This is a genomic window from Agrobacterium sp. LMR679 (assembly GCF_027157905.1).
GTDB classification, from domain to species: domain Bacteria; phylum Pseudomonadota; class Alphaproteobacteria; order Rhizobiales; family Rhizobiaceae; genus Agrobacterium; species Agrobacterium leguminum.
In genome coordinates, this window is sequence record NZ_JAPVOJ010000001.1 from 1,427,980 (window position 1) to 1,450,390 (window position 22,411).

16 protein-coding genes, 1 tRNA gene and 2 pseudogenes are annotated in these 22,411 nt (G+C 61.2%); 11 read left to right on the forward strand and 8 right to left on the reverse strand.

Going from position 1 to position 22,411, the window contains the following annotated elements; all coding sequences use genetic code 11:
- Positions 1-79: 79 nt before the first annotated feature.
- Positions 80-379, reverse strand: a complete 300-nt coding sequence (locus O3W47_RS06685) for a hypothetical protein (protein ID WP_127755581.1) — start codon at positions 377-379, stop codon at positions 80-82.
- Between the two features lie 293 nt (positions 380-672).
- Positions 673-747, reverse strand: a tRNA-Gly gene (locus tag O3W47_RS06690).
- A gap of 253 nt (positions 748-1,000) precedes the next feature.
- Between O3W47_RS06690 and O3W47_RS06695 the strand changes: the two genes are divergently transcribed.
- The 11 genes and pseudogenes from O3W47_RS06695 to O3W47_RS06745 all read left to right on the forward strand — a co-directional run bounded on the left by O3W47_RS06695 (position 1,001) and on the right by O3W47_RS06745 (position 15,973).
- Entirely contained in the window at positions 1,001-1,510 is a 510-nt protein-coding gene (locus O3W47_RS06695; RefSeq protein WP_137453655.1) for a prolyl-tRNA synthetase associated domain-containing protein, read from the forward strand.
- Positions 1,511-1,564: 54 nt separating this feature from the next.
- Positions 1,565-2,533: a thioredoxin gene (gene trxA / locus O3W47_RS06700; RefSeq protein WP_035261692.1), complete on the forward strand. Its 969-nt coding sequence runs from the start codon at positions 1,565-1,567 to the stop codon at positions 2,531-2,533.
- A 69-nt stretch (positions 2,534-2,602) separates the two neighbouring features.
- Positions 2,603-3,274: an LON peptidase substrate-binding domain-containing protein gene (locus tag O3W47_RS06705; protein WP_003523264.1), complete on the forward strand. Its 672-nt coding sequence runs from the start codon at positions 2,603-2,605 to the stop codon at positions 3,272-3,274.
- Between the two features lie 10 nt (positions 3,275-3,284).
- The gene (locus O3W47_RS06710) at positions 3,285-3,473 is read left to right on the forward strand and encodes a Trm112 family protein (protein WP_269313301.1); all 189 of its coding nucleotides are present in this window, start codon (positions 3,285-3,287) and stop codon (positions 3,471-3,473) included.
- Positions 3,474-3,591: 118 nt separating this feature from the next.
- A complete protein-coding gene (locus O3W47_RS06715) occupies positions 3,592-9,048 on the forward strand; it encodes an alpha-2-macroglobulin family protein (protein WP_269313302.1) in 5,457 nt (1,818 codons plus the stop codon).
- Positions 9,045-11,123 (forward strand): penicillin-binding protein 1C, encoded by a 2,079-nt coding sequence (gene pbpC / locus O3W47_RS06720; protein WP_269313303.1) that lies wholly within the window; start codon positions 9,045-9,047, stop codon positions 11,121-11,123. Before O3W47_RS06715 ends, pbpC begins: the two co-directional genes overlap by 4 nt.
- A gap of 105 nt (positions 11,124-11,228) precedes the next feature.
- On the forward strand, positions 11,229-11,558 hold the full coding sequence (locus O3W47_RS06725) for a hypothetical protein (protein WP_269313304.1): 330 nt from the start codon (positions 11,229-11,231) through the stop codon (positions 11,556-11,558).
- Positions 11,558-12,484 carry a substrate-binding domain-containing protein gene (locus tag O3W47_RS06730; RefSeq protein ID WP_269313720.1) on the forward strand — a complete coding sequence of 309 codons (927 nt, stop codon included), beginning with the start codon at positions 11,558-11,560 and terminating at the stop codon, positions 12,482-12,484. Before O3W47_RS06725 ends, O3W47_RS06730 begins: the two co-directional genes overlap by 1 nt.
- Positions 12,485-12,575: 91 nt before the next feature.
- A pseudogene (locus O3W47_RS06735) lies at positions 12,576-14,110 on the forward strand (sugar ABC transporter ATP-binding protein).
- 35 nt (positions 14,111-14,145) lie between these two features.
- Complete coding sequence (locus tag O3W47_RS06740) at positions 14,146-15,159, forward strand: ABC transporter permease (protein ID WP_046799878.1); 1,014 nt, start codon at positions 14,146-14,148, stop codon at positions 15,157-15,159.
- 58 nt (positions 15,160-15,217) lie between these two features.
- On the forward strand, positions 15,218-15,973 hold the full coding sequence (locus O3W47_RS06745; RefSeq protein ID WP_269313305.1) for a sulfite exporter TauE/SafE family protein: 756 nt from the start codon (positions 15,218-15,220) through the stop codon (positions 15,971-15,973).
- A 21-nt stretch (positions 15,974-15,994) separates the two neighbouring features.
- On the opposite strand, the gene O3W47_RS06750 is transcribed toward O3W47_RS06745, so the two are convergent.
- From O3W47_RS06750 to iolG, 6 genes and pseudogenes are all read right to left on the reverse strand, one after another.
- Positions 15,995-16,867 (reverse strand): MurR/RpiR family transcriptional regulator, encoded by an 873-nt coding sequence (locus O3W47_RS06750; RefSeq protein ID WP_269313306.1) that lies wholly within the window; start codon positions 16,865-16,867, stop codon positions 15,995-15,997.
- A gap of 75 nt (positions 16,868-16,942) precedes the next feature.
- Complete coding sequence (locus tag O3W47_RS06755) at positions 16,943-18,067, reverse strand: Gfo/Idh/MocA family protein (protein WP_269313307.1); 1,125 nt, start codon at positions 18,065-18,067, stop codon at positions 16,943-16,945.
- Complete coding sequence (locus O3W47_RS06760) at positions 18,060-18,980, reverse strand: hydroxyacid dehydrogenase (protein WP_269313308.1); 921 nt, start codon at positions 18,978-18,980, stop codon at positions 18,060-18,062. The genes O3W47_RS06755 and O3W47_RS06760 overlap by 8 nt, the downstream gene beginning before the upstream one ends.
- 170 nt (positions 18,981-19,150) lie before the next feature.
- A pseudogene (locus tag O3W47_RS06765) lies at positions 19,151-19,840 on the reverse strand (HpcH/HpaI aldolase family protein); the annotation flags it as partial.
- Positions 19,841-19,867: 27 nt separating this feature from the next.
- Entirely contained in the window at positions 19,868-21,298 is a 1,431-nt protein-coding gene (locus O3W47_RS06770; protein ID WP_269313309.1) for an NAD-dependent succinate-semialdehyde dehydrogenase, read from the reverse strand.
- Between the two features lie 3 nt (positions 21,299-21,301).
- Positions 21,302-22,309 (reverse strand): inositol 2-dehydrogenase, encoded by a 1,008-nt coding sequence (gene iolG / locus O3W47_RS06775; RefSeq protein ID WP_269313310.1) that lies wholly within the window; start codon positions 22,307-22,309, stop codon positions 21,302-21,304.
- Between the last annotated feature and the right edge of the window lie 102 nt (positions 22,310-22,411).

Consider the following 22,411-nt stretch of genomic DNA (forward strand, 5'->3'; position numbering starts at 1 on the left):
TGCAGCCAGCGGGTCTCGACCTCTACCCCCTCCCACAAGGGCGGCTGCACAAAAGCACATTGAATGAATTATGGCAAGATCAAGGCGACCATATTGTTGCTGTTGATGGCCCTGTTCGCCAGTTTAGTGGAGGATGGCAGAGCGTGACCTGTTCCGTGTGCCGCTCGTAAGGGGAGCGATAGGACACGATATTTTCGGTGCAGCGCATTTCTGCGAGATTGGAATAGGTATTTTCGATCCGCTGCGGTTGAGGATGTGTTTTGTGCGGCAAAACCCGTTCCTCACGATAAACCGTCATATCTGCGGCAAAGGATGTGCCTGATATTGACAAGGTGGCGAATGCGGCAATCAAGAGAATTCTTCCAGGATGTGCGGACATGGCTCTTCCCCGCGTTGAACAACGCAGGAGAACGTGCTGTGCACATAAGCTGTTCCAGGGGCACCGGCAAAAAAATGCCCGCTCGTGGCGGGCAATCAGAGGGGAACTGAGGTTAGGAGCCTCGGGTCTGAAACGGACATCTTCCGCATAAGTTCCGCTTGCGGAATAATTTCCGTCACGCTTTGCCGACAGGGGGGGGGCTGGGCAGGCCGAGTTTCAAGCCGCACGACACGGAACGATGCGACGCTCGCGAACAGGGATGCTTCGATAAATATTCTATCTTTAGGAAAATTTGGAGCGGGCGAAGGGATTTGAACCCTCGACCCCAACCTTGGCAAGGTTGTGCTCTACCCCTGAGCTACACCCGCTCAAATCCACCGGTCCGGGGTAGTTCGCTGAACCGTGGGCCGCCAAGCGGCGACGGGCGCTATATCGCTCAATCGATTTTGGAATGCAACAGGGAAATGACAAAAACGCGAAAATTTCTTTGAGAAATGCGACAAGCGGCGGAAATGATTGAGAATTTTTCATCCCGCTGTTTTTTCCTGCGTTGCCAAGCGTCGGTTGCCCGCTTAATCAGGAAACAAGCATAGTGGAATCGGTAGAGGCAGGCGGCAGGATATGACGGAAAATTCCCAGAAGACGGCATCGGAGCTGTTCGAGTTTCTCGACGGACTCGGCATTTCCCACACCACGAAGCAGCACGAACCGGTGTTTACCGTCGCCGAATCCCAGTCGCTGCGCGACCTCATTCCCGGCGGCCATACAAAGAACCTCTTTGTAAAGGACAAGAAGGATCAGTATTTCGTTCTGACCGTTGAGGAAAATGCGGTCGTCGATCTGAAAAGCGTTCACAAGACCATCGGTGCGGCAAGCCGCGTGTCCTTTGGCAGACCGGAAAAGATGCTCGAATATCTCGGCGTCGTGCCGGGCTCGGTAACGGTGTTCGGAGCCATAAACGACACCGACAGGCAGGTCACCTTCGTGCTCGACAGCGGGCTTCTGGAAAACGAGCTGGTCAATGGCCATCCGCTTTCCAACGACCAGACGACAACGATCGCGTCCACGGATCTCATTCGCTTTCTCGAGGCAACCGGACATGCACCGCTTGTCTTGAAAGTCAGCGAGTGAGATACGATCTTTGCTTCAAATAAGACATATGACAGAAGGTTACGGGAGACCGGCATGAGCGGCGAAAATAATCCTTATGGCGGTTCCTATAGCGGGCAGATGACCGCAAGCGCCCATCATAATGGCGAACTGAACGGCGCGGCCTCCGGCCACATCAAGGACACCACGACGGCGGGTTTCTCCAGGGACGTTCTTGAGGAATCGCGTCGCCAGCCGGTTCTGGTGGATTTCTGGGCGCCCTGGTGCGGCCCGTGCAAGCAGCTGACGCCGGTGCTCGAGAAGGTCATCAACGAGGCGAATGGCCGCGTGAAGCTCGTGAAGCTGAATATTGACGACCACCCGTCGATTCCCGGCCAGCTCGGTATCCAGTCCATTCCGGCAATCGTCGCCTTTGCCGACGGCCGGCCGGTGGATGGCTTCATGGGTGCCGTGCCGGAAAGCCAGATCAAGCAGTTCATCGAGAAGATCGCCGGGCCTGACGCGGGCGATCCCAAGGCCGAGATCGAGGCTGTTCTGACGGAGGCGAAGCAGCTTCTGGCGGATGGCGATTTCAACGGCGCGGCGCAGCTTTTCGGCGCCGTCATGCAGGCCGATCCGGAAAATCCGGCCGCGATTGCCGGTATCGCCGAATGCATGATCGCCGCCGGCCAATATGAGCGGGCAAGCGAACTGCTCTCTTCGCTGCCTGCGGAACTCAACGAAGATGCGGGCATTCAACTCGTTTCGAAAAAGATCGCGCAATATGAGGAAGCCCGCAAGATCGGCGACCCGGTCGCGCTGGAGCGCGAGCTGGCGCTCGATCCCGATCGTCACGAGGCGCGGGTGAAGCTTGCCAAGGTGCTGAATGCTCAAGGCCGGCGCGACGAGGCCGCGGACCATCTGCTTTACGTCATGCGCAAGGACCGGACCTTCGACGATGACGGCGCGCGCCGCCAGCTTCTGGAGTTTTTCGAGGCCTGGGGCTTCAAGGACCCGGCAACCGTTGCCGGCCGCAGGAAGCTTTCGGCGATACTGTTTTCGTAATGCGGGCATATCCCGGCCGCGGCGGTTGATCCGCCGGCCGGGCAGCAGTGAACAGGGGGCTTGATTCCCATGCATGTCGGAAATGCGAGATATGTGAAGAACGACGATCTGCCGGAAACCGTGCCGGTCTTTCCATTGCCGGGCGCGCTGCTTCTACCGGAAGGCCATCTTCCACTCAATATTTTCGAGCCTCGATATCTCGCCATGATCGACTGGGCATTGGCCGGCCATCGCATCATCGGCATGGTGCAGCCCGCCCTGCATGTCATCGAGGCGGGGCTTGAGGGCGGTCCGCTAAGCGCCGTCGGCTGCCTCGGCCGCATCACGTCCTTTTCCGAAACCGGCGATGGCCGTTATATCATCTCGCTCACCGGCGTGTGCCGCTTCCGCCTGCTGGAAGAGGTGGAGGCGGGCAAACCCTACCGCAGCTTCCGGCATGCGCCCTTCATCGCCGATCTTTCCGGCGAATATGACGAGGATGCGGTGGACCGCGAAAATCTGCTCCGGGTATTCCGTTCGTTTCTGGATGCCAACCAGCTGGAAGCGGATTGGGAAAGCGTGGAAAGGGCGGGCAATCGCGTTCTCGTCAATTCGCTTTCCATGATGTCTCCCTTCGGACCGGCTGAAAAACAGGCGCTTCTGGAAGCGCCGGACCTGAAGACGCGGGCCGAAACATTGATCGCCATCACCGAGATCGTTCTTGCCCAGGGATCGGGCGAGGGCGGCAACGTGCTGCAATAGGATCGCCGCCATGGACGACAGGATGAGCAATGTCGATCCCAAGCTGCTGGAGCTGCTGGTCTGCCCTTTGACGAAAGGGCGCCTTACCTATGACCGCGCCCGCAATGAACTCGTCTCCGAGAGCGCCAGGCTTGCTTATCCGATCCGCGATGGCGTGCCGATCATGCTGATTTCGGAAGCGCGCAAAATAGAAGACTGACCTTCCCGCTTGCCCGCCTTCACACATTGCGTGTCGCCAATTGACGAAGATGCGTTGACAACCATGCGTGGATTTGACCAGAGTCCCGCCCGACATGTCTGTTGCGGGGAGAAAACTGATGTCGTTGCGCGCGCTCGTCCGGATTTCGCTGGTTGCGGTCTCAACCGCCCTGTTTTTTCCGCCAGCCATGGCGGCGGAACCCTCCCGCAAGGTCGTTACGACCCAAAATGGCGATTATTTCGGCTTCGATCTCAGGACGGAGCAGAATGTCTCGCTGGAGCAATGTGGCGAGATTTGCGTCGGCGATACCGCCTGCAAGGCCTTTACCTACAATCCCAAGGTGAAATGGTGCTTCCTAAAATCGGATTTCAACCAGCTGAACGCCTTCCCCGGCGCGGTTGCCGGCAAGATCGTGGAAGTGGCCGCGGAAGCCGATATCGGTGCGCCGCAGCGCCTGTCCTTCGTGACCGACAGCCTGCAGCAGGAAGCGCGCCGGCTGAAATCCGGCCTTGCGGCAAATGACGGTGAGGGCGAACAGGGTCTGGAAGCCCTCGTGGAGACGGCGCGGCAGCAGGCAGCCGCAGGCAATATTCCCGATGCGGTCACGACCTATAAACAGGCCCTTGCGATCACACCTGACGATGGTGCGCTCTGGGCGGAATTGTCGGAAAAGGCCGCGCAGGTCAGCGATAATTATTCGATAGCGGGACAGGCCGCTTCCGCCGCCATCAACGCTTACCAGCTGAGCCGCACGGTCAGCGCCCGGACCGAGGCCCTGAACCGGCTGGCGAAGGCCTTCGAAAGAACGCAGAATTATCGCGCGGCACTCAATGCCTATAAGGAAAGCCTCGCGCTTACCGACAATGCACAGACCAGGGCGGCCTATGCCGATCTGCGCACGCGTCAGGGTTTCCGCGTCATCAACAATACCGTGGATACGGATAGCGTCAGCCCGCGCGCCTGCGTGCAGTTTTCCGAGCCGCTGGTAAAGAACGGCGTAGACTATTCCTCGTTCATCACGCTGGATGGGGCAGCGCCCAAGGCCATCGAGGCGAAGGGCAGCGAGATTTGCGTGGAAGGCCTGACCCATGGCCAGCGTTACAAGATCGCGTTTCGCGCCGGCCTGCCGTCTTCGGTGGAAGAGCCTCTGGAAAAGCAGGTCGATCTCGATATCTATGTGCGTGACCGCGCCGCCAGCGTGCGCTTCACCGGCGAGAATTTCGTGCTGCCGGGCACGGCCCGCCGCGGCATTCCAATCGTCTCTGTCAATGCCGACAAGGCCGACCTGAAGCTTTATCGCGTCGGCGACCGCAACATCACCTCGCTTCTTTCAAACTCGCAGTTTCTGACGCAGATGGACGGCTACAATGTCGACCGTATCGAAAACGAAATTGGCGAGCTTGTCTGGCAGGGCTCGATCGATATCCAGCCCGATCTCAACAAGGATGTGGTGACGAGCTTCCCGGTGGATGAGGCCCTGCCGGAGCGCAAGCCCGGCATCTATGTGCTGACTGCCGTGCCGCCGGGCACCGCGCCGGAAACATGGGATTCGCGCGCCACGCAATGGTTCCTGGTCTCCGATACCGGCATCACCACCTATGCCGGAACCGATGGTCTGAATGTCTTTGTCCGTGCACTTGGCAGCGCCAAACCGCTGGCAGATGTGGATTTGCAGCTGCTCGCCAAGAATAATGAGGTGCTGGGCACCGCAAAGACGGATGCGGACGGCCGCGCGGTGTTCTCGGCCGGCCTGATGCGCGGCACGGCGGCGCAGGCGCCTGCGATCCTGACCGCGCGCAACGGCGACAAGGACTACGTTTTCCTCGACATGACCCGCGCCGGCTTCGATCTTTCGGATCGCGGCGTGACGGGACGTGCAGCCCCCGGTGCCATCGACGTGTTCAGCTGGACGGAACGCGGCATCTACCGCGCCGGCGAGACTGTGCATGCCGCAGCGCTTGCCCGCGATGTCGACGGCAAGGCAATCGAGGATCTTCCGCTCACTTTCATCTTCTCGCGCCCTGACGGTGTCGAGGACCGGCGCTTCGTCAGCGACGGCAAGGCGCTGGGCGGCCATGCGGTCGATCTGCCGTTGCAGGCAAATGCGATGCGCGGCACCTGGACATTGCGCATCCATACCGATCCGAAAACGCCTGCGATCAGCGAAAAGAGCTTCCTCGTCGATGATTTCGTGCCTGACCGCACCGAGTTCGATCTTTCCAGCAAGGCAAAGCAGATCGACCCCGGCGCGGAAACGGCAATCGACGTCGATGGCCGTTATCTCTATGGCGCGCCCGCTGCCGGCCTGACGCTGGAAGGCGAGGTCGCGATCAAGCCGACGCGCACCAGTGCCGATTTCGAAGGTTATTTCTTCGGTCTGGCCGATGAGGAGAGCGAAGAGGAAAACCGCACTACGCTTGCCGATCTGCCGGTTCTGGACGAAGAGGGCAAGGCGAGCTTCAATGTCGATCTGACCGACCTGCCATCCACAACGCAGCTTCTTTCCGCCAACATCACCGTGCGCATGCAGGAGGCCGGCGGCCGTGCCGTGGAGCGCTCCCTGACGCTGCCCATCAAGGCTGCAGCGCCGGTCATCGGTATCAAACCGCAATTTTCCGGCGATCTCGCCCAGAATTCCGTTGGTCGTTTCCACATCATCAGCGTCAATGCTGACGGTGCCAAACAGGCGATGAATGGTCTGACCTGGAAGCTCATCAAGGTCGAGCGGAACTATCAGTGGTACCGACAGGGCAACTCCTGGCGTTACGAGCCGGTGGAATATACCAAGCAGCAGGAAGCCGGCAGCTTGTCTGTCGATGCCAATGGCGGTGAGATTTCCGTGCCCGTCACCTGGGGCCGTTACCGGCTGGAAGTGGAGGGCGCCGGCAATGGCGCGCCTGTCTCCAGCGTTGAGTTCGATGCCGGTTTTTATGTCGAGGCAAGCTCGACGGAAACGCCGGATGCGCTGGAAATCGCGCTCGACAAACAGAGTTACAAGATCGGCGATACAGCCAAACTCAAGGTTTCGTCGCGTTTTGCCGGTGAGTTGATGGTGACTTCCGGTTCGGAAAAGCTGATTGCCGTTCAGAATGCCGAGATCGGCGAGGATGGCGGCGAGATCGACATTCCCGTCACCGAGGAATGGGGTGCGGGCGCTTATGTGACGGCCACGCTGTTCCGTCCCGGCGATGCGCAGGAAAGCCGTATGCCGATGCGCGCCATCGGCATCAAATGGCTCGCGGTCGATCCGGCCGAGCGCAAACTTGCCGTCACGCTCGGCGCGCCGCAGAAGACGCTGCCGCGCCAGCCGCTTGAAATTCCGATCACCGTTGCCGGTGCCGGCGTTGGCGAAAAGGCCTATGCCATCGTTGCGGCCGTCGATGTCGGCATATTGAACCTTACCCGCTATGAGCCGCCGAAACCGGATGAATGGTATTTCGGTCAGCGCCGGCTGGGGCTGGAAATCCGCGACCTTTATGGCCGCCTGATTGACGGTTCGCTCGGCGCCACCGGCCGGCTGCGCACCGGCGGCGACGGCGGGCAGGCAGCACTTCAGGGCAGCCCGCCCACGGAAAAGCTCGTGGCCTTCTTTGCCGGTCCGGTCGAACTCGATGCAGACGGCAAGGCGACGGTCAGCTTCGATATTCCGCAGTTCAACGGTACTGCCCGCATCATGGCGGTGGCCTGGACGAAGACAGGCGTGGGACACGCCGTCTCCGACGCCATCATTCGCGATCCCGTGGTAGTCACGGCCAGCGCGCCGAAATTCCTCGCACCCGGCGATGTCTCGCAATTGCGGCTCGATATCGCCAATACGGATGGCGAGGCCGGCGACTATCGGCTGGATGTGACCAGCAATACGGCGCTGACGGTTGATCAGGGCGAGATGTCGCAAACTCTCGCGCTTCAGAAAGGCGGCAAGTCTTCGCTGACGGTCCCGCTGACGGGTGAACAGCCCGGCAATGGCGCGATCACTATCAAGGTTTCCAATGCCGCCGGTCTTTCACTGGAGCAGGTTCTGAACGTTCCGGTGCGTCCGGCCGTTCTGCCGGTGACGACGCGGCGCGAAATCAAGATCGCACCCAATAGCAGCCTGACCATCAACGGCGATCTTCTGGCCGACAGCATGCTTCTCGGCTCGTCCGTCGCCGTCAATGTCACGCGCTCGCCCGCCTTCGATATTCCGGCGCTGGTGATGATGCTGGACAAATATCCCTACGGCTGCGCCGAACAGACGACGAGCCGCGCTTTGCCGCTGCTTTACGTTTCGGAACTGACGAAGGATAGCGGCCTTGCAGAAGACCCCGACACCCGCAAGCGCGTGCAGGAGGCGATCTACCGGGTGCTGTCCTTCCAGTCCAGTTCCGGCAGCTTCGGCCTCTGGTCGCCGGGTTATGGCGATCTGTGGCTCGATGCCTATATCAGCGACTTCCTGACAAGGGCGCGTGAGCAGAATTACGATGTTCCCGAACAGGCCATGGTGCAGGCGCTGAACAACCTGCAGAACGGTCTTTCCTATGACAGCAATGTCAAGGATCGCGGCAACGAGATCGCCTATTCGCTTTATGTGCTGGCGCGCAACCGCAGGGCGGCGATCAACGATCTGCGTTATTACGCGGATACGGCGCTTGCCGATTTCCCGACACCGCTCGCCAAGGCGCAGGTTGCCGCCGCCCTCTCGCTTTATGGCGATCAGGCCCGTTCGAAGGCCGTGTTCGGCGCTTCGCTCGACATGGCAAGCCGCACCACCAATGTCAGCTTCTCGCGCGCGGATTACGGCTCCGCCCTGCGTGACGGCGCGGCGACGCTGGCGCTTGCGGCGGAAAGCCGGCCGGTTCCGGCCGTCGTGCCGCAGCTTGCCGGTGCGGTGGCCAAGGAATGGGAAAAGAAGCCCTATACCAGCACCCAGGAACAGGCATGGATGCTGCTTGCCGCCCGCGCCGTCAAAGGCGAGGACAAGGATATCCGTCTCGATGTGAACGGCGATCTGCAGACCGGCGGCTTCGGCAAGCGGATGAGCGGCGATGAATTGCTGGCCGCACCCTTGAAGATCGCCAATGCCTCGGCCGATCCGGTCACGGCCGTCGTCACCACGGTGGCGCCGCCGGCGCAGCCGCTTGCGGCGGGCGGCGAAGGCTTCACCATTACCCGCACCTATTATTCCATGGATGGTGAGGAGGTGAACCCGAGCGAGGTGATCCAGAACGAGCGTTATGTCGTGGTGCTGAATGTGGTGCCGCGAAATAACTGGCAGTCGCGTATTCTGGTAACAGACCTGTTGCCCTCCGGTTTCGAAATCGACAATCCGAGCCTCGTCAATTCGGCAGCGCTTTCGAATTTCGACTGGCTGCCGGAAACGGAAGCGGCGCATACGGAATTCCGCTACGACCGTTTCGTGGCGGCCTTCGACCGCTCCGCCGGCGACAGTTCGGAAATTGCGCTTGCCTATGTGGTCCGCGCCGTTACCCCTGGCACCTACGATCATCCGGCAGCTTCGGTTGAGGATATGTACCGGCCGCAATTTGCCGCCCGCACGGCAACCGGCCGCATGGAGGTGCGCTCGGCAAACCCATGAGGCGGAAGAAGGCGATCATTGTCGGCATCATGACGGCCGCGCTGCTTATGGGCGGCGCGGCCTTCGGTCTTGATGCGCTGGACAAGGCCTATCCGCCGCCGCTGGACGCTGCGCAGCAACGATCCTTCGAGGTTCTGGATCATGACGGCAGGCTGTTGCGCGCTTTTGCGACACCCGATGGCCGCTGGCGGCTGAAAACTACGGCCGCCGAAGTCGACCCACAGTTCCTGCGCATGCTGGTGGCCTATGAAGACCAGCGTTTCTATGAGCATCACGGGGTCGATCCCTGGGCGCTTTTGCGCTCCGCCTGGCAATTGGCCAGCAACGGCCGGATCGTTTCCGGCGCATCGACGCTTTCCATGCAGGTGGCGCGGTTGATCGAGCCGCGCGCCGACCGGTCGTTTTCGGCGAAATTCCTGCAGGCCGCGCGCGCGCTTCAGATCGAGAGACGGCTGAGCAAAGCGGAAATCCTCGATCTCTATCTGAATATCGCGCCTTATGGCGGCAATCTCGAAGGCATTCGCGCCGCAAGCCTCGCCTGGTTCGGCAAGGAACCGGGCCGGCTCGATACGGCGGAAGCAGCGCTTTTGGTGGCGCTGCCGCAATTACCGGAAAAGCGACGTCCGGATCGTTTTCCGGAGGCGGCGAAGCAGGCGCGGGAGCGGGTGCTGCAACGGCTTGCCGTCGAACGCGTGGTGGGTGAGGGGGAGGCGGAACGGTCGGCGCTTGCGAATGTGCCCGCCAACCGGCGGGACCTGCCGGCCTATGCGCCGCATATGGCCGTCGCCGCACGGGTGAAATTCCCGAATACCGCCGAAGTACGCTCCACGCTGAAGCTGCCGATCCAGCGGGAGCTGGAGGGTGTTGCCCGCCATGCGGCGGAAAAGCTCGGCGACAGGGTCTCCGTCGCCATCGTCATGGCCGATGCGCAGAGCGGTGATATTCTGGCGGAAGTGGGTTCGGCGGATTATCTCGATACGGCAAGACGCGGTTTCGTGGAGATGAGCCGGGCCGTTCGCTCGCCGGGCTCCACCCTCAAGCCATTCATCTACGGCCTTGCCTTCGAAGACGGTCTTGTCGGGCAGGAAACCATCATCGAGGATCGCCCGGCCGACTTTTCCGGTTACAGGCCGCGCAATTTCGACATGCATTATCAAGGCGATGTCAGCATCCGGCAGGCGCTGCAACTGTCGCTCAACGTGCCTGCCGTCAAGCTGCTCGATGCCGTCAGCCCCTCGGCGCTGATGGTGCGGTTCCGGCGGGTGGGCGTCAAACTCGTGCTTCCCGCCAATGAAGCGCCGGGGCTTGCCATAGCCCTTGGCGGCGCGGGTATTTCGCTGGTCGATCTGGTGCAGCTCTATGCGGGGCTGGCCGGCGGCGGCGATCCCGTGCGGCTTGGAGACGGCGTCCGCTCGGACCCGGAACGGCTGGAGGGCGACCGGTTGTTCTCTGATGCCGCGATCTGGAACATCTCCGACATCCTCTCCGGCGTGCTGCCGCCGCTCGGCATGAAACAGCGCGGTATCGCCTACAAGACCGGCACCAGCTATGGCTATCGCGATGCCTGGTCGGTGGGTTATGACGGGCGGCATGTGGTCGGCGTCTGGGTCGGCCGGGCCGACAATGGGGCGGTGCCGGGCATTGCCGGTTATGCGACGGCCGCCCCGATCCTGTTCGAGGCTTTCGAAAAATCCGGCGTGGCGATCACGCCGATGCCTGCCGCACCTTCCGGCGTCGCGCGGGTCGCGGTCAGTGACCTCCCCGCCAACCAGCGGCGTTTCACCACGACGGCCAGCGGCCTGCTTTCTGCTTCAAGACGTGAAAGCGCCCCGCGCATCGTTTACCCGCCGGAAGGCGCGCGCGTGGAGCTTTCCGGCCAGTCGGGCATCTCGCCGCTGGTACTGAAGCTGCAGGGCGGGCGCGCACCTTTCCGCTGGCTCGCCAATGGTTTGCCCTTGCCGAACGCGTCCCATCGCCGCAACAGCGAATGGCGGCCGGAAGGCCAGGGATTTTCCACACTCACGGTGATCGACGCCGATGGTCGCGCCTCGAGCGTGCGGGTTTTCGTCGAGTGAATTTCTGCGGCCAGACGGTGCCGCTTTCATCTGGTCTTGTTCAAGAGGAACATAGTCGCGAGGTTGCGGCTCGCGAAGCCGTGGCACCGGGTACTGGCGCCCCTCATGGCCTTGGGTCCGCGAGTGAAATTATGGAAATTTTATTGCCGTATGAAAATTCTGCAATTTTTGTTGCGAATCCAGTTCCATCCCGTTATGTTGAAACTGCAGCCGGAAAATGCCGGCCGCATGGGAGAGACGGGCGCAGCATTGAAGCTGCGCGCAAACGGTGCTGCCGTTTCGGCTGATCGAAAGGACATGACCTCGCTCGAGGCGGATTGTGCTGCTGCATCCGTCAAGGCGAAGTCATGCCCTGGAGATGGCCGGGAAGCGCCGGTTTGGATGGTCGCACACATTCGTCACGTGCGGGAAAAAGAGGAGGAGAAAATCTCATGATCAAAAAAATCGCAATCACAACCGCATTCTGCGCCCTGATGGCAAGTGCCGCCCATGCCGAAAAAATTGGCGTGGCGATGTCGCTGTTCGATGATAATTATCTGACCGTATTGCGTCACAATATCCAGCGCCACGCCAAGGACCTCGGCGTTGAAGTCCAGATGGAAGATGCGCAGGGCGATATCGCCCGGCAGCAGTCGCAGATCGAAAACTTCGTGGCGGCCGGGGTTGATGGCATCATCACCATGCTGGTGGATGCGGATTCCGGCAAGGCCATGTCGAAGATCGCCGATCAGGCGGGCATTCCGCTCGTCTTCGTGAACATGCTTCCGGCCAATATGGAAAAATTCCCGGAAAAGCAGGCATGGGTCGGCTCCAATGAGGAACAGGCCGGTGAATTGCAGGCGACCGAGGTTTGCAAGCTTGCCGGCGGCAAGGGCGAGGCCGTCATTCTGATGGGCCAGCTCGGCACCACGGGCCAGCGCGGCCGTACTGCTGCCGCGGAACGCGTCCTCAAAAGCGATGCCTGCAAGGGCATCAAGGTGCTGGACGCACAGACCGCGAACTGGATGCGCACTCCGGCCATGGATTTGATGGCGAACTGGATCACATCCGGATTGAAGCCCAGCATCGTGCTCGGAAACAATGACGAGATGGCGCTCGGCGCAATCCAGGCGCTCAAATCCTCCGGCATCAGCATGAAAGACGTCGTCGTTGCCGGTGTCGATGCGACGCAGGATGCGCTGGCGGCCATGGAAGCGGGTGACCTCGACGTCACGGTCTATCAGTCCGCCAAGGGTCAGGGCGAAGGATCGCTCGAGACTGTACTGAAAATCGCGCGCGGCGAAAAATTCGAGCAGAAGGTGGATGTGCCCTTCGAACTCGTCACCCCCGCCAATGTCGCTCAATACAAGTCCAGCAACTGATTTGCAGCCGGCGGCCGGGCGTTTCCCCGGTCGCCGGCACGGCAAATCATGGCCTGGCCTGGCCGATGGCCGGATGAAGGACGGGTGAGATATGATTTCCACGACCACCTTAGAGGCGATCGAACGCTTCAAGCAGACTATTGGACCTTATCTTCTCGAAATCGAGGGGGTGCGGAAGGAGTTTCCGGGCGTCGTTGCACTGGATGACGTCCAGTTCCGGCTGCGTCCCGGTTCCGTGCATGCGCTGATGGGCGAAAACGGCGCGGGCAAGTCGACGCTCATGAAGATCATCGCCGGAATTTACAGCCCGGATGCCGGCACCGTTCGGCTGCGGGGGAAGAGGTTCGCCTCAAAAGTCCGCGCGATGCGCTGGAGCGCGGCATCGCCATGATCCATCAGGAACTGGCCCTGATGGACTGGATGACGGTGGCGGAAAATATCTGGATCCGCCGCGAACCGAAAAACCGTCTTGGCCTCATAGATCATGCGCAAATGCTTGCTGAGACAAAGGCGCTGTTTAACCAGCTGAAGATCAATATCGATCCGGCGGCGGAGGTCAGCACGCTGACGGTGGCGCAGCGGCAGATGGTCGAAATCGCCAAGGCCGTCAGTTACCAGTCCAGCGTGCTCATCATGGATGAGCCGACATCGGCGCTGACGGAGTCCGAGGTCGCGCATCTCTTCGATATCATCCGCGACCTGCGGTCACGCAATATCGGCATCGTCTACATCACCCACAAGATGAACGAGCTGTTCGAGATCGCCGACGAGTTTTCGGTGTTCCGCGACGGGCGATATGTCGGAACCCATGCGAGCACCGATGTCACGCGCGACGACATCATAAAAATGATGGTCGGACGCGAGATCACCAACATGTTTCCCAAGCAGGAGGCATCGATCGGCGACGTGGTTCTCGAGGTCCGCGATCTCGGCTTGTCCAGCGTTTTCCGCGGTATTTCCTTCGATCTGCATCGTGGCGAAATCCTCGGCGTGGCGGGGCTGGTGGGATCCGGCCGTTCCAACGTCGCCGAAGCGATTTTCGGAGTGGTGCCGGCGAGCGAAGGGACCATCCGCATCAACGGTGCCCCGGTCACGATCCGCTCGCCGGCGGATGCGATGCGCAGGGGCATGGCGCTGCTGACGGAAGACCGCAAGGCAACCGGCTGTTTTCTGCCGCTTTCGATCCTTGAAAACATGCAGATCGCGGCCCTCCAGAATGGCCATGCGGCGATGGGTTACGTCGATGAGCGCGGTTTGACGGTGCTGTGCAACGACATGAAGAAGGCACTGCGTATCAAGACGCCCGATCTCGACGAGCGGATCGAAAACCTGTCCGGCGGCAACCAGCAGAAGGTGCTGATCGCCCGCTGGCTTCTGACGAAACCGGCAATCCTCATTCTCGACGAGCCGACGCGCGGCATCGATGTCGGCGCCAAGGCGGAAATCCATCGCCTGATTTCCAGTCTGGCGAAGGAAGGTGTCGCCGTCATCATGATCTCGTCGGAACTGCCAGAGGTTCTTGGCATGTCCGACCGGATTGTCGTGATGCATGAGGGGCATATGACCGGGATTCTCGATCGCGCCGAAGCGGACCAAGTCAAAATCATGGAACTGGCGGCCCGCTGAGGCTGCGACGGCGGCAATGCCGGGGAGGAAAAATCATGGATAGCGTACAGACCGAACCGGTCGAACGGAAAAGGCGCAAGCTGCCTCAGGAACTGAATATTCTGACTGTGCTGATCGGCGTCGCACTTGTATTTGAGTTGCTCGGCTGGTTCGTGCAGGGGCAGAGCTTTCTCGGCAGCCCGCAGCGCCTGACGATCATGATCCTGCAGGTCTCCGTCGTCGGCATCATCGCCGTCGGGGTCACCCAGGTCATCATCACCGGCGGCATTGACCTCAGTTCGGGCTCGGTGGTGGCGATGACGGCCATGATCGCCATGAGTTTTGCGCAAAGCAGCGATTTCGCCCGGGCGATCTATCCGGCGCTCACCGATATGCCCGTGGTGGTGCCGCTGGCCGTCGGCCTCGGTCTCGGCCTGATCGCCGGCATTGTCAACGGCATGCTCATCGCGGTGACGGGAATACCGCCCTTCATCGCCACGCTCGGCATGATGGTGACCGCACGCGGCATCGCCAAGTGGTATACGAAGGGGCAGCCGATCTCCTTCCCGACGGAGAGCTTCGCGTCGATCGGCTCGGGCGCATGGCCTGTCGTCATCTTCCTGCTCGTCGCCGTCACCTTCCACATTGCCCTGCGTTATACGCGTTATGGCAAGTTCACCTATGCGATCGGCGCGAACATGCAGGCGGCCCGCGTGTCGGGCATCAATGTCCAGCTGCATCTGGTCAAGGTCTATGCCATTGCCGGCCTGCTCGCTGGCCTCGCCGGCATCGTCACCGCTGCCCGTGCGGAAACGGCGCAGGCCGGCATGGGCATGATGTATGAACTCGACGCTATCGCCGCGGCGGTCATCGGCGGCACATCCCTTTCCGGCGGGCGGGGACGCATTTTCGGCACCGTTATCGGCACGGTGATCCTCGGTCTGATGATGTCGGGCTTCACATTTCTGCGTGTGGATGCTTACTATCAGGAGATCGTCAAGGGACTGATCATCGTCAGCGCGGTCGTTGCTGATGTCTACCGTCAAAAAGCCCGGCTCAGGAAGGGCTGATATCCATGCGCGCGGTGCCCCCGGCAGGGGTGCCGGCGGCAATGCCGGGGAGATGCACTTGAACCTTTTCAACTCTCCTCTGGAACTGGGCGTCACCGTGCTCGCCGTCGTGCTGGTCGGGCTTTCCAAGGGCGGGCTCGGCGGCATGAGCCTGCTTGGCGTGCCGCTGATGGCGCTGGTGATGTCGCCGGTCACGGCGGCCGCCATCCTGCTGCCCATTCTGGTGGTCATGGACATGGTCGGCGTGGCGGCCTGGCGCAAATGGGTCGACTGGCGGATCATGCGCCAGCTTCTGCCGGCAGCCGTTCTCGGCATCGGGCTTGGATGGATGACCGCCGAGATCACCTCGGATGCCGTGGTGCGCCTGATCGTCGGCCTTGTCTCGGCCGTGTTCGTGCTGCGCGTCGTGCTTTCAAGGGGCGTTCTGGTGACGGTTGCGAAGGAGCGGCCGATGGCGGGACGGTTCTGGAGCCTGCTTGCGGGTTACACCAGTTTTGTCGCCCATGCCGGCGCGCCGCCGCTGCAGGTCTACCTGTTGCCGCTTCGTATGGACCCGAAGGTTTTCACCGGCACCAATGTGATGTTCTTTGCCATCACCAATGTGCTGAAACTCGTGCCCTATGCGGCTCTCGGCGGTTTCGGCGCGCAAAATCTCGGCCGGGCCGCCCTGATGGTGCCATTGGCTATCGTCTCTACATGGCTTGGCGCCTGGACGGTCCGCCACATGCGCGCCTCGATCTTTTATCCGCTGACCTATGTGTCCGTGGCGCTGGTGGCGATGAAGCTGATCTGGGACGGCGTGACGGGGCTTTGAGTGTGAGTGCCTAGAGGCCGGTCACCGTCGGAATGCGCGGCGCCGTTTCGTTCTTCTGAACCCGTGCGGCAACGGCGACGGCCAGAGCCTGCGCAAGGCACATCGGCGCGGCCAGAGACCGGGAAAAGCTGTAATCATGCTCGGGGACCGAGAACAGGACTTTGCCGATTTTGCCAGCGGCGACAGGGTACTGTCGGAAATTGCCACCGTTGGCACACCGATCTTTTCCGCCTCCTCGACGATATTCACCACTTCCGTCGCGTAAAATCGGAACGACACCGCGATCAGCACGTCACCGGTCTTCATCGTCCGCGCCATATGGGTGGCGAGGCCGCCGCCGGGATCGAGGAGGATACATTGCTTGCCGAGCATGGTGAGGATGTAACGCAGCAGTTCCGCCACCGGTGCGGAGCGCAGCTGGCCGACGAGATAGACTGTACCGGCGGCCTCGATCAGATCGGCGGCGGTGCCGAGCTGCTCGGCGCTGATGCGTTCGAGCAGGTCCTGAAGGGAGGCGATATCCCTGACGACAAGATCGTGAAGGAAACCGTATTCCGAACGGTCCTCGCGGCTTTGCAATTCATCGTCGAGCGCGCGCACGCGTGCCTCGAAACCCGGAGCCGCCGTCGCCAGCCGTTTCTGGAACAGCGCCTGCAGCTCCTTGAACCCCTTGTAGCCCAGCGACTGCGCAAACCGCACGAAGCTGGAGGCGTGGATGTTGTGCCGCTCTGCAATGGTATTGACCGAATGCACGGCGACTTCATTGGGGTTCTGCGTCAGATAAACGGAGATCCGCTGATAGGTCTTGCTCATCTGATCATGACGATCATGGATGAGGCGGATCAGTTCTTCGTAATCTTTCGGAGGGTCGACGGGCTGCGGTTGTTGCTTCATGGCATGATCTTGCAATATTTATTGCGGTTTTCCAAGAGGCATGAAGGTCCGCAGCCCGCCGTTTAATCCGGGATTTCAGGGAGCGACATCCATCCATTGCCGTGCCGATGACGAGCGCTGGATCGTCTCGACCAGCCGCTGGATGCGCAGGCCGGCGGCGAAGCCGAAAGGCTCTGGTGCCTGTCCCGCGATCGCCCGGAGATAACCCTCGATTTCGATGGCTTTCAGGTCGTTGAAGCCGAGCTGATGGCCGGGCGCGACGCAGAAGCGGCCATAGGGCGCGTGGTCAGGAGATGCCTCTATTTTGCGGAAGCCACGGCGGCCGGCTGGATCGGCGGCGGAATAGAAATGCAGCTCGTTGAACCGCTCCTGCGTGAAACAAAGCGCACCCTTGTCGCCGTAGATCTCAAAATCATGCTGCATCTTGCGGCCGGTGGCGATCCAGTTGCCTTCGACCGAGCCCTGCGCGCCATTGGCGAAACGCAGGAAGGCGCGCCCCACATCGTCCACTTCCACCTTGCGTGTGCCGCCCTTGCCATCCGGCCGCTCGGCAATCAGCGTCACGCAATCTCCCATCACTTCGGTTATCGGGCCGAGCAGGAATTCGGCTGTGGCAAGTGCGTGAGAGCCGATATCCGCAAGTGCACCGCCGCCGGCCGGATCGTGGCGGAAGGTGAAGGCGCCTGCGGCGTCGGCCATATAATCTTCGGCATGCAGACCGCGATAACCGCGTATCTTGCCGAGTTCGCCTGCCGCCACCATTTCCCGCGCCAGCCGCAGCATGGGATTGCAGAGATAGTTGAAGCCCACTTGTGTTTTGACGCCACGGGCAGCCGCGGCAGCGGCCATCTCGCCGGCATCCGCAGCAAGCGGCGCCAGCGGTTTTTCGCAATAGACATGTTTGCCGGCGGCAATCGCGGCAAGCGCCATTTCCTTGTGCAGGGCGTTCGGCGCGGTGATGTCGACGAGGTCGATATCCGGATCGGCGATGATGCTGCGCCAGTCCGCCGTGGAATGGGCGAAGCCGAAATCCGCAGCTGCCCGTGCAGCCGCATCTTCGGTAATGTCGGCAACGGTGTGCAGTTCGATCCGGTAGGGGAGGTCGAAGACCTTCTGGGCAGAGGCGAAACCGAAGACATGGGCTTTGCCCATGAAGCCGGTGCCGATGAGGCCGACGCGTAGAACGGGTTTTTCAGACATGGGCAAATTCCGGATTGACGATGAGGCCGGGATCGATCGTCCCTTTCAGATAATTGACGGCATTCTGGATGGACGCGATGGCCATCCTCTCCCCGCATTCCTTCGTAAGCCCGGCAATATGCGGCGACAGGACGGTATTGAACTGCGACAGCAGCGGGGAGGAGCTTTCCGGCGGCTCGTCGTCGAAGACATCCAGCCCGGCCGCGCCGACATGACCCGAGGCGAGCGCTTCGCTGAGTGCCTTTTCACAAACGACACCGCCACGGGCCGTGTTTGACAGGACGACGCCGGGTTTCATCAGCGCGATTTCCGCGGCCCCGATTGCCGGGCTTGGCCCTTTGGGAATATGCACGGAAATATAGTCGGCCCAGGGCAGGCCCTCTTCCAGCGACACGGGTCTTGTTGGCCCTTCGGGCCATCCCGATTGCAGCAGGTAGGGGTCGTAGGCGCGGATATGCATGCCGAAACCCGAAGCCATTCTGGCGAGATGCCGCCCGATCCGGCCATAACCGAGGATGAGAAGGTTCTTGCCGGATATTTCCTGCTGCTCCAGCCTGTTGCGCCAGCTCCACTGTCCGGCCTCCCGGACAGCGCGGTCGGCGAGTATGGCCCGCTTTGCCGCCGCCAGCAGCAGCATCATCGCATGTTCGGCGACGGAGACGGAGTTGACGTCGCCGACGATGGTGAGTGCGATGTTGCGGCGGTTGAGTTCGGCAAGATCGACGCTATCGTAACCCACCCCATGGCGGGACACCACTTTCAGCCGTCCGGCCCTGGCAATGGTGGCTGCCGAAAGCGGCTGTGTGCGGATGACGATGGCATCCGCTTCTTCGATGAAGGGAGCATAGGAGGCTTCGGAAACATCTTCGATATAGCGGACGGAGAAGCCGAGGGCCGGCAGGTCGCGCAGCATGGCCTCGCCGGAAGGATGAAGTTTTCCGGCCACGAGAAGGTTCGGCATTCAATACCCCCTTTGCCATCGGTTTTTTTGGCGGTCTTTTCCACCAGCCTGCGCCAGGTCGCGGTCGATTCCGTCGCTGCAGCGGCCAGCAGGCGGGAATCGCCTGATACGGTCGTCATGTCGAAACCCCATTCCACCGCGCGTGCCGCGTAATCCGCCGTGCCGCAATGGAGGGCCGCCTTGATGCCGTTGCGGTGGCAGGCATCGAGGATGCGTTTGATGGCGTCGATGACCTCGGGCTCCTCGCGGTCAAAGGCAGGTGTCAGTTGCCCTTTCGAAAGCGAGAAACTGAGATCGGCGGGGCCGACATAAATCCCGTCGAGGCCGGGGGTGGAGGCAATCTCTTCGAGATTGTCCATCGCCTCTGCCGTTTCGATCATCGCAAAGGCGAGGATTTCGTCATTGGCTTCTGCGGCATAATTGCCGCCTGCGGCGTAAACGGCGCGGGTGGGGCCGAAGCTGCGCTCCCCGAGCGGCGGGTAGCGCATGTAACGAACGAATTGCTCGGCCTGCGCCCGGTTGTTGATCATCGGGCAGATGATGCCATAGGCCCCGGCATCCAGAACCTTGGATATCCACGCCGGATCGAGCCAGGGCACCCGCGCCATCAGCACCTTGTCGGAAGCGCGCATTGCCTGGAACATGCCGAGCACGTCCTTGTAGTCGACCGCGCCGTGCTGGATGTCGATGGAGATGGCGTCATAATCCTGCGCCGCCATGATTTCGGCGCTGAACGGGCTGGCAATCGACAGCCAGCCATGCAGCACCGGGCGCCCCTCGGCCCAGATTTCCTTCAACTTGTTTTTCCGCATGATTTTCTCCTGCAAGAATATTCGTCTTCAAAAGACGATCTGGGCGAGTTTGGTTTCGAGATAATCGCTTATCCCCTCGATACCACCCTCACGCCCCATGCCGGAATGGTTGGTGCCGCCGAAAGGCGCTTCGGATGCAGCGAGCGCGAAGCTGTTGATGCCGACCATGCCGGATTTCAGTGCCGCTACCGTTCGCCGTGCCCTGTCCGGAGAACGGGTGAAGGCATAGGCGGAAAGGCCCATGTCGGAGGCGTTGGCCCGCTCCAGAACCTCGTCCTCGGTGCTGAAGCGGGTGATCGCGGCAATCGGACCGAAATTTTCTTCGGCAAAAACCTTCATCGTGTCCGTCACGTCGGTCAGTACGGTGGGCTCGAAAAAGAAACCGTGGTTCAGGTGTGACGGGCGTTTGCCGCCATGGGCGATTTTCGCGCCGGCGCGCACGGCGTCGGCGACTACCGCCTCGATGTCCTCAAGGCGACCGGTATTGATGAGCGGACCCATTCCTGTATCGGTATCAAGCCCGTCGCCAAGCCTGATCTTCGCCGCGCGGGCCACGAAACCATCGACAAAGGCGTCGTGCAGGCTCTCGTGGACGAAGATGCGATCTGGCGTGACGCAGACCTGGCCGCAGTTGGCGAATTTGGTGGGCACGGCAAGATCGAGCGCGGTGTCGAGATCCGCATCGTCATAAATGATGAGGGGCGCATTGCCGCCCAGTTCCATAGAGACCTTCTTCACGGTCTCAGCGGCGTCACGGATCATTTGCTGGCCGACCCGGGTGGAGCCGGTCAGCGACACCTTGCGCACGCGCTTGTCCGCCATGATCGGGCCATAGGTATCGGCGGTCGAGCCGACAACCAGATTGACGGTGCCATCGGGAAAGCCGGCGGCCCTCAGGCAGTCGACCATGACCATGGCGACACCCGGCGTCTGGGATGAGGGGCGCAGCACGACGGGGCATCCGGCGGCGAGCGCCGGGGCAAGCTTGCGGGCCGGAAGGGCGGCCGGAAAATTCCAGGCGGTGAAAGCGCCGACGATGCCGACTGCTTCGCGGGTCACCTCAAATCGACCACCGGGCACCCGGCTGTCGACGATGCGGCCATAGATGCGGCGCGCTTCTTCGGCGAACCAGCGGAACTGGTCGCAGGAAAGCGTCCATTCGCGACCCGCCTGGGCAATCGGTTTGCCGGTCTCCAGCGAGATCATCTTCGCGCCCTCATCGGTACGGCGCAACATTTCGTCGGCTGCCCGGTGCAGCGCTTCTGCACGCGCGAAGCCGCCCATGGCGCGCAGTTTCGGAAGGGCCGCGGCCGCCGCGTCGATCGCATCGCGGGTTTGATCGGCGCTTGCAAGCATCACCTCGCCGAGCGCAGCGCCGGTGACCGGAGAGACGACCTCTCCCGTTGCGGCACCGGCAAGCCAGCGGCCATTGATGAAAAGTCCAAAATTCGCGTACATGGTTTACCCGATCTCGCTTGTGTTGACGGTGCGCCCCTCGGCGACAGAGCGGATCGCCGCTTCGGCCAGAAGCAATGCCAGCCGGCCGTCTTCGAAGCCGACCTCCGGTGCCTTGCCCTGTTCCACCGCATCGACGAAGGCGCTGATTTCCGCTGCGAAAGCATCGGCATAACGGTCAATGAAGAAGTTCATCAGCGGTGCTGCCCGGTCGGTGCCGGTTTCGGTGTGGAGGCGCAGGTGATTGAGCGTCCGGTTTTCGGAAATCGCCATGCCGGCACTTCCGAAGGCTTCCACCCGCTGATCGTAGCCATAAACCGCGCGGCGCGAATTGCTGATCGTGCATTGTTTGCCCGAAGCGGTTTTCAGCACCACGGTCACGGTGTCGTAGTCGTCGCATTTTTCCATCAGCGCCGGGTCGACCAGCCGCGAACCGGTGGCGGAGACTTGGGCGATCTCTTCACCCAGAATGAAGCGGGCCATGTCGAAATCATGGATCGTCATGTCGCGGAAAATGCCGCCCGACATTTCGATATAGGCGGCAGGCGCCATGCCGGGGTCGCGTGAGGTGATGACGACCTGATGCAGGTCGCCTATCGTTCCGTTTTCGATGGCCTCCCGCACGGCGCGGTGTCCGCTGTCAAAACGCCGGACGAAGCCGAGCATGATCGGCACCTTGCTGTCGGCAATTTTTGTTGCGCAGGCGTTGACGCGGTCGAGGGAGAGATCGATGGGTTTCTCGCAGAGAACGGGTTTTCCCGCCGCAACCGCCTTTTCCAAAAGATCCGCATGGGTGGGCGTCGAGGTGGCGATCAGCACGGCATCGACCTCGGGTGAAGCGAAAACCGCCTCCGCCGACTCAAATCTCGGCACATTCAGCTTTTCGGCAATTTCTTTCGCCGAGGGCTCGTATAGATCAAAGACACCAGCCAATGTCGCGCGTGGATGAGCGACGATGTTTTCCGCATGCATGCGGCCGATACGGCCCACGCCAAGCACTGCAATTCTCAGCATTGAAATTTTCCTCCCGAGGCATTTGGCAATAATCATTGCAAAGTACCGAATTTGTCAATATGTATTCCAAAAACATATCAACAACCATCCGCAGGAGGAGGC

Bases quoted from the DNA above. Each gene is read 5' to 3' on its own strand.
- O3W47_RS06685 (WP_127755581.1), bottom strand. From the start codon at position 379: ATGTCCGCACATCCTGGAAGAATTCTCTTGATTGCCGCATTCGCCACC.
- O3W47_RS06695 (WP_137453655.1), top strand. From the start codon at position 1,001: ATGACGGAAAATTCCCAGAAGACGGCATCGGAGCTGTTCGAGTTTCTC.
- trxA (WP_035261692.1), top strand. From the start codon at position 1,565: ATGAGCGGCGAAAATAATCCTTATGGCGGTTCCTATAGCGGGCAGATG.
- O3W47_RS06705 (WP_003523264.1), top strand. From the start codon at position 2,603: ATGCATGTCGGAAATGCGAGATATGTGAAGAACGACGATCTGCCGGAA.
- O3W47_RS06710 (WP_269313301.1), top strand. From the start codon at position 3,285: ATGGACGACAGGATGAGCAATGTCGATCCCAAGCTGCTGGAGCTGCTG.
- O3W47_RS06715 (WP_269313302.1), top strand. From the start codon at position 3,592: ATGTCGTTGCGCGCGCTCGTCCGGATTTCGCTGGTTGCGGTCTCAACC.
- pbpC (WP_269313303.1), top strand. From the start codon at position 9,045: ATGAGGCGGAAGAAGGCGATCATTGTCGGCATCATGACGGCCGCGCTG.
- O3W47_RS06725 (WP_269313304.1), top strand. From the start codon at position 11,229: ATGGCCTTGGGTCCGCGAGTGAAATTATGGAAATTTTATTGCCGTATG.
- O3W47_RS06740 (WP_046799878.1), top strand. From the start codon at position 14,146: ATGGATAGCGTACAGACCGAACCGGTCGAACGGAAAAGGCGCAAGCTG.
- O3W47_RS06750 (WP_269313306.1), bottom strand. From the start codon at position 16,867: ATGAAGCAACAACCGCAGCCCGTCGACCCTCCGAAAGATTACGAAGAA.
- O3W47_RS06755 (WP_269313307.1), bottom strand. From the start codon at position 18,067: ATGTCTGAAAAACCCGTTCTACGCGTCGGCCTCATCGGCACCGGCTTC.
- O3W47_RS06760 (WP_269313308.1), bottom strand. From the start codon at position 18,980: ATGCTGCGCGACCTGCCGGCCCTCGGCTTCTCCGTCCGCTATATCGAA.
- O3W47_RS06770 (WP_269313309.1), bottom strand. From the start codon at position 21,298: ATGTACGCGAATTTTGGACTTTTCATCAATGGCCGCTGGCTTGCCGGT.
- iolG (WP_269313310.1), bottom strand. From the start codon at position 22,309: ATGCTGAGAATTGCAGTGCTTGGCGTGGGCCGTATCGGCCGCATGCAT.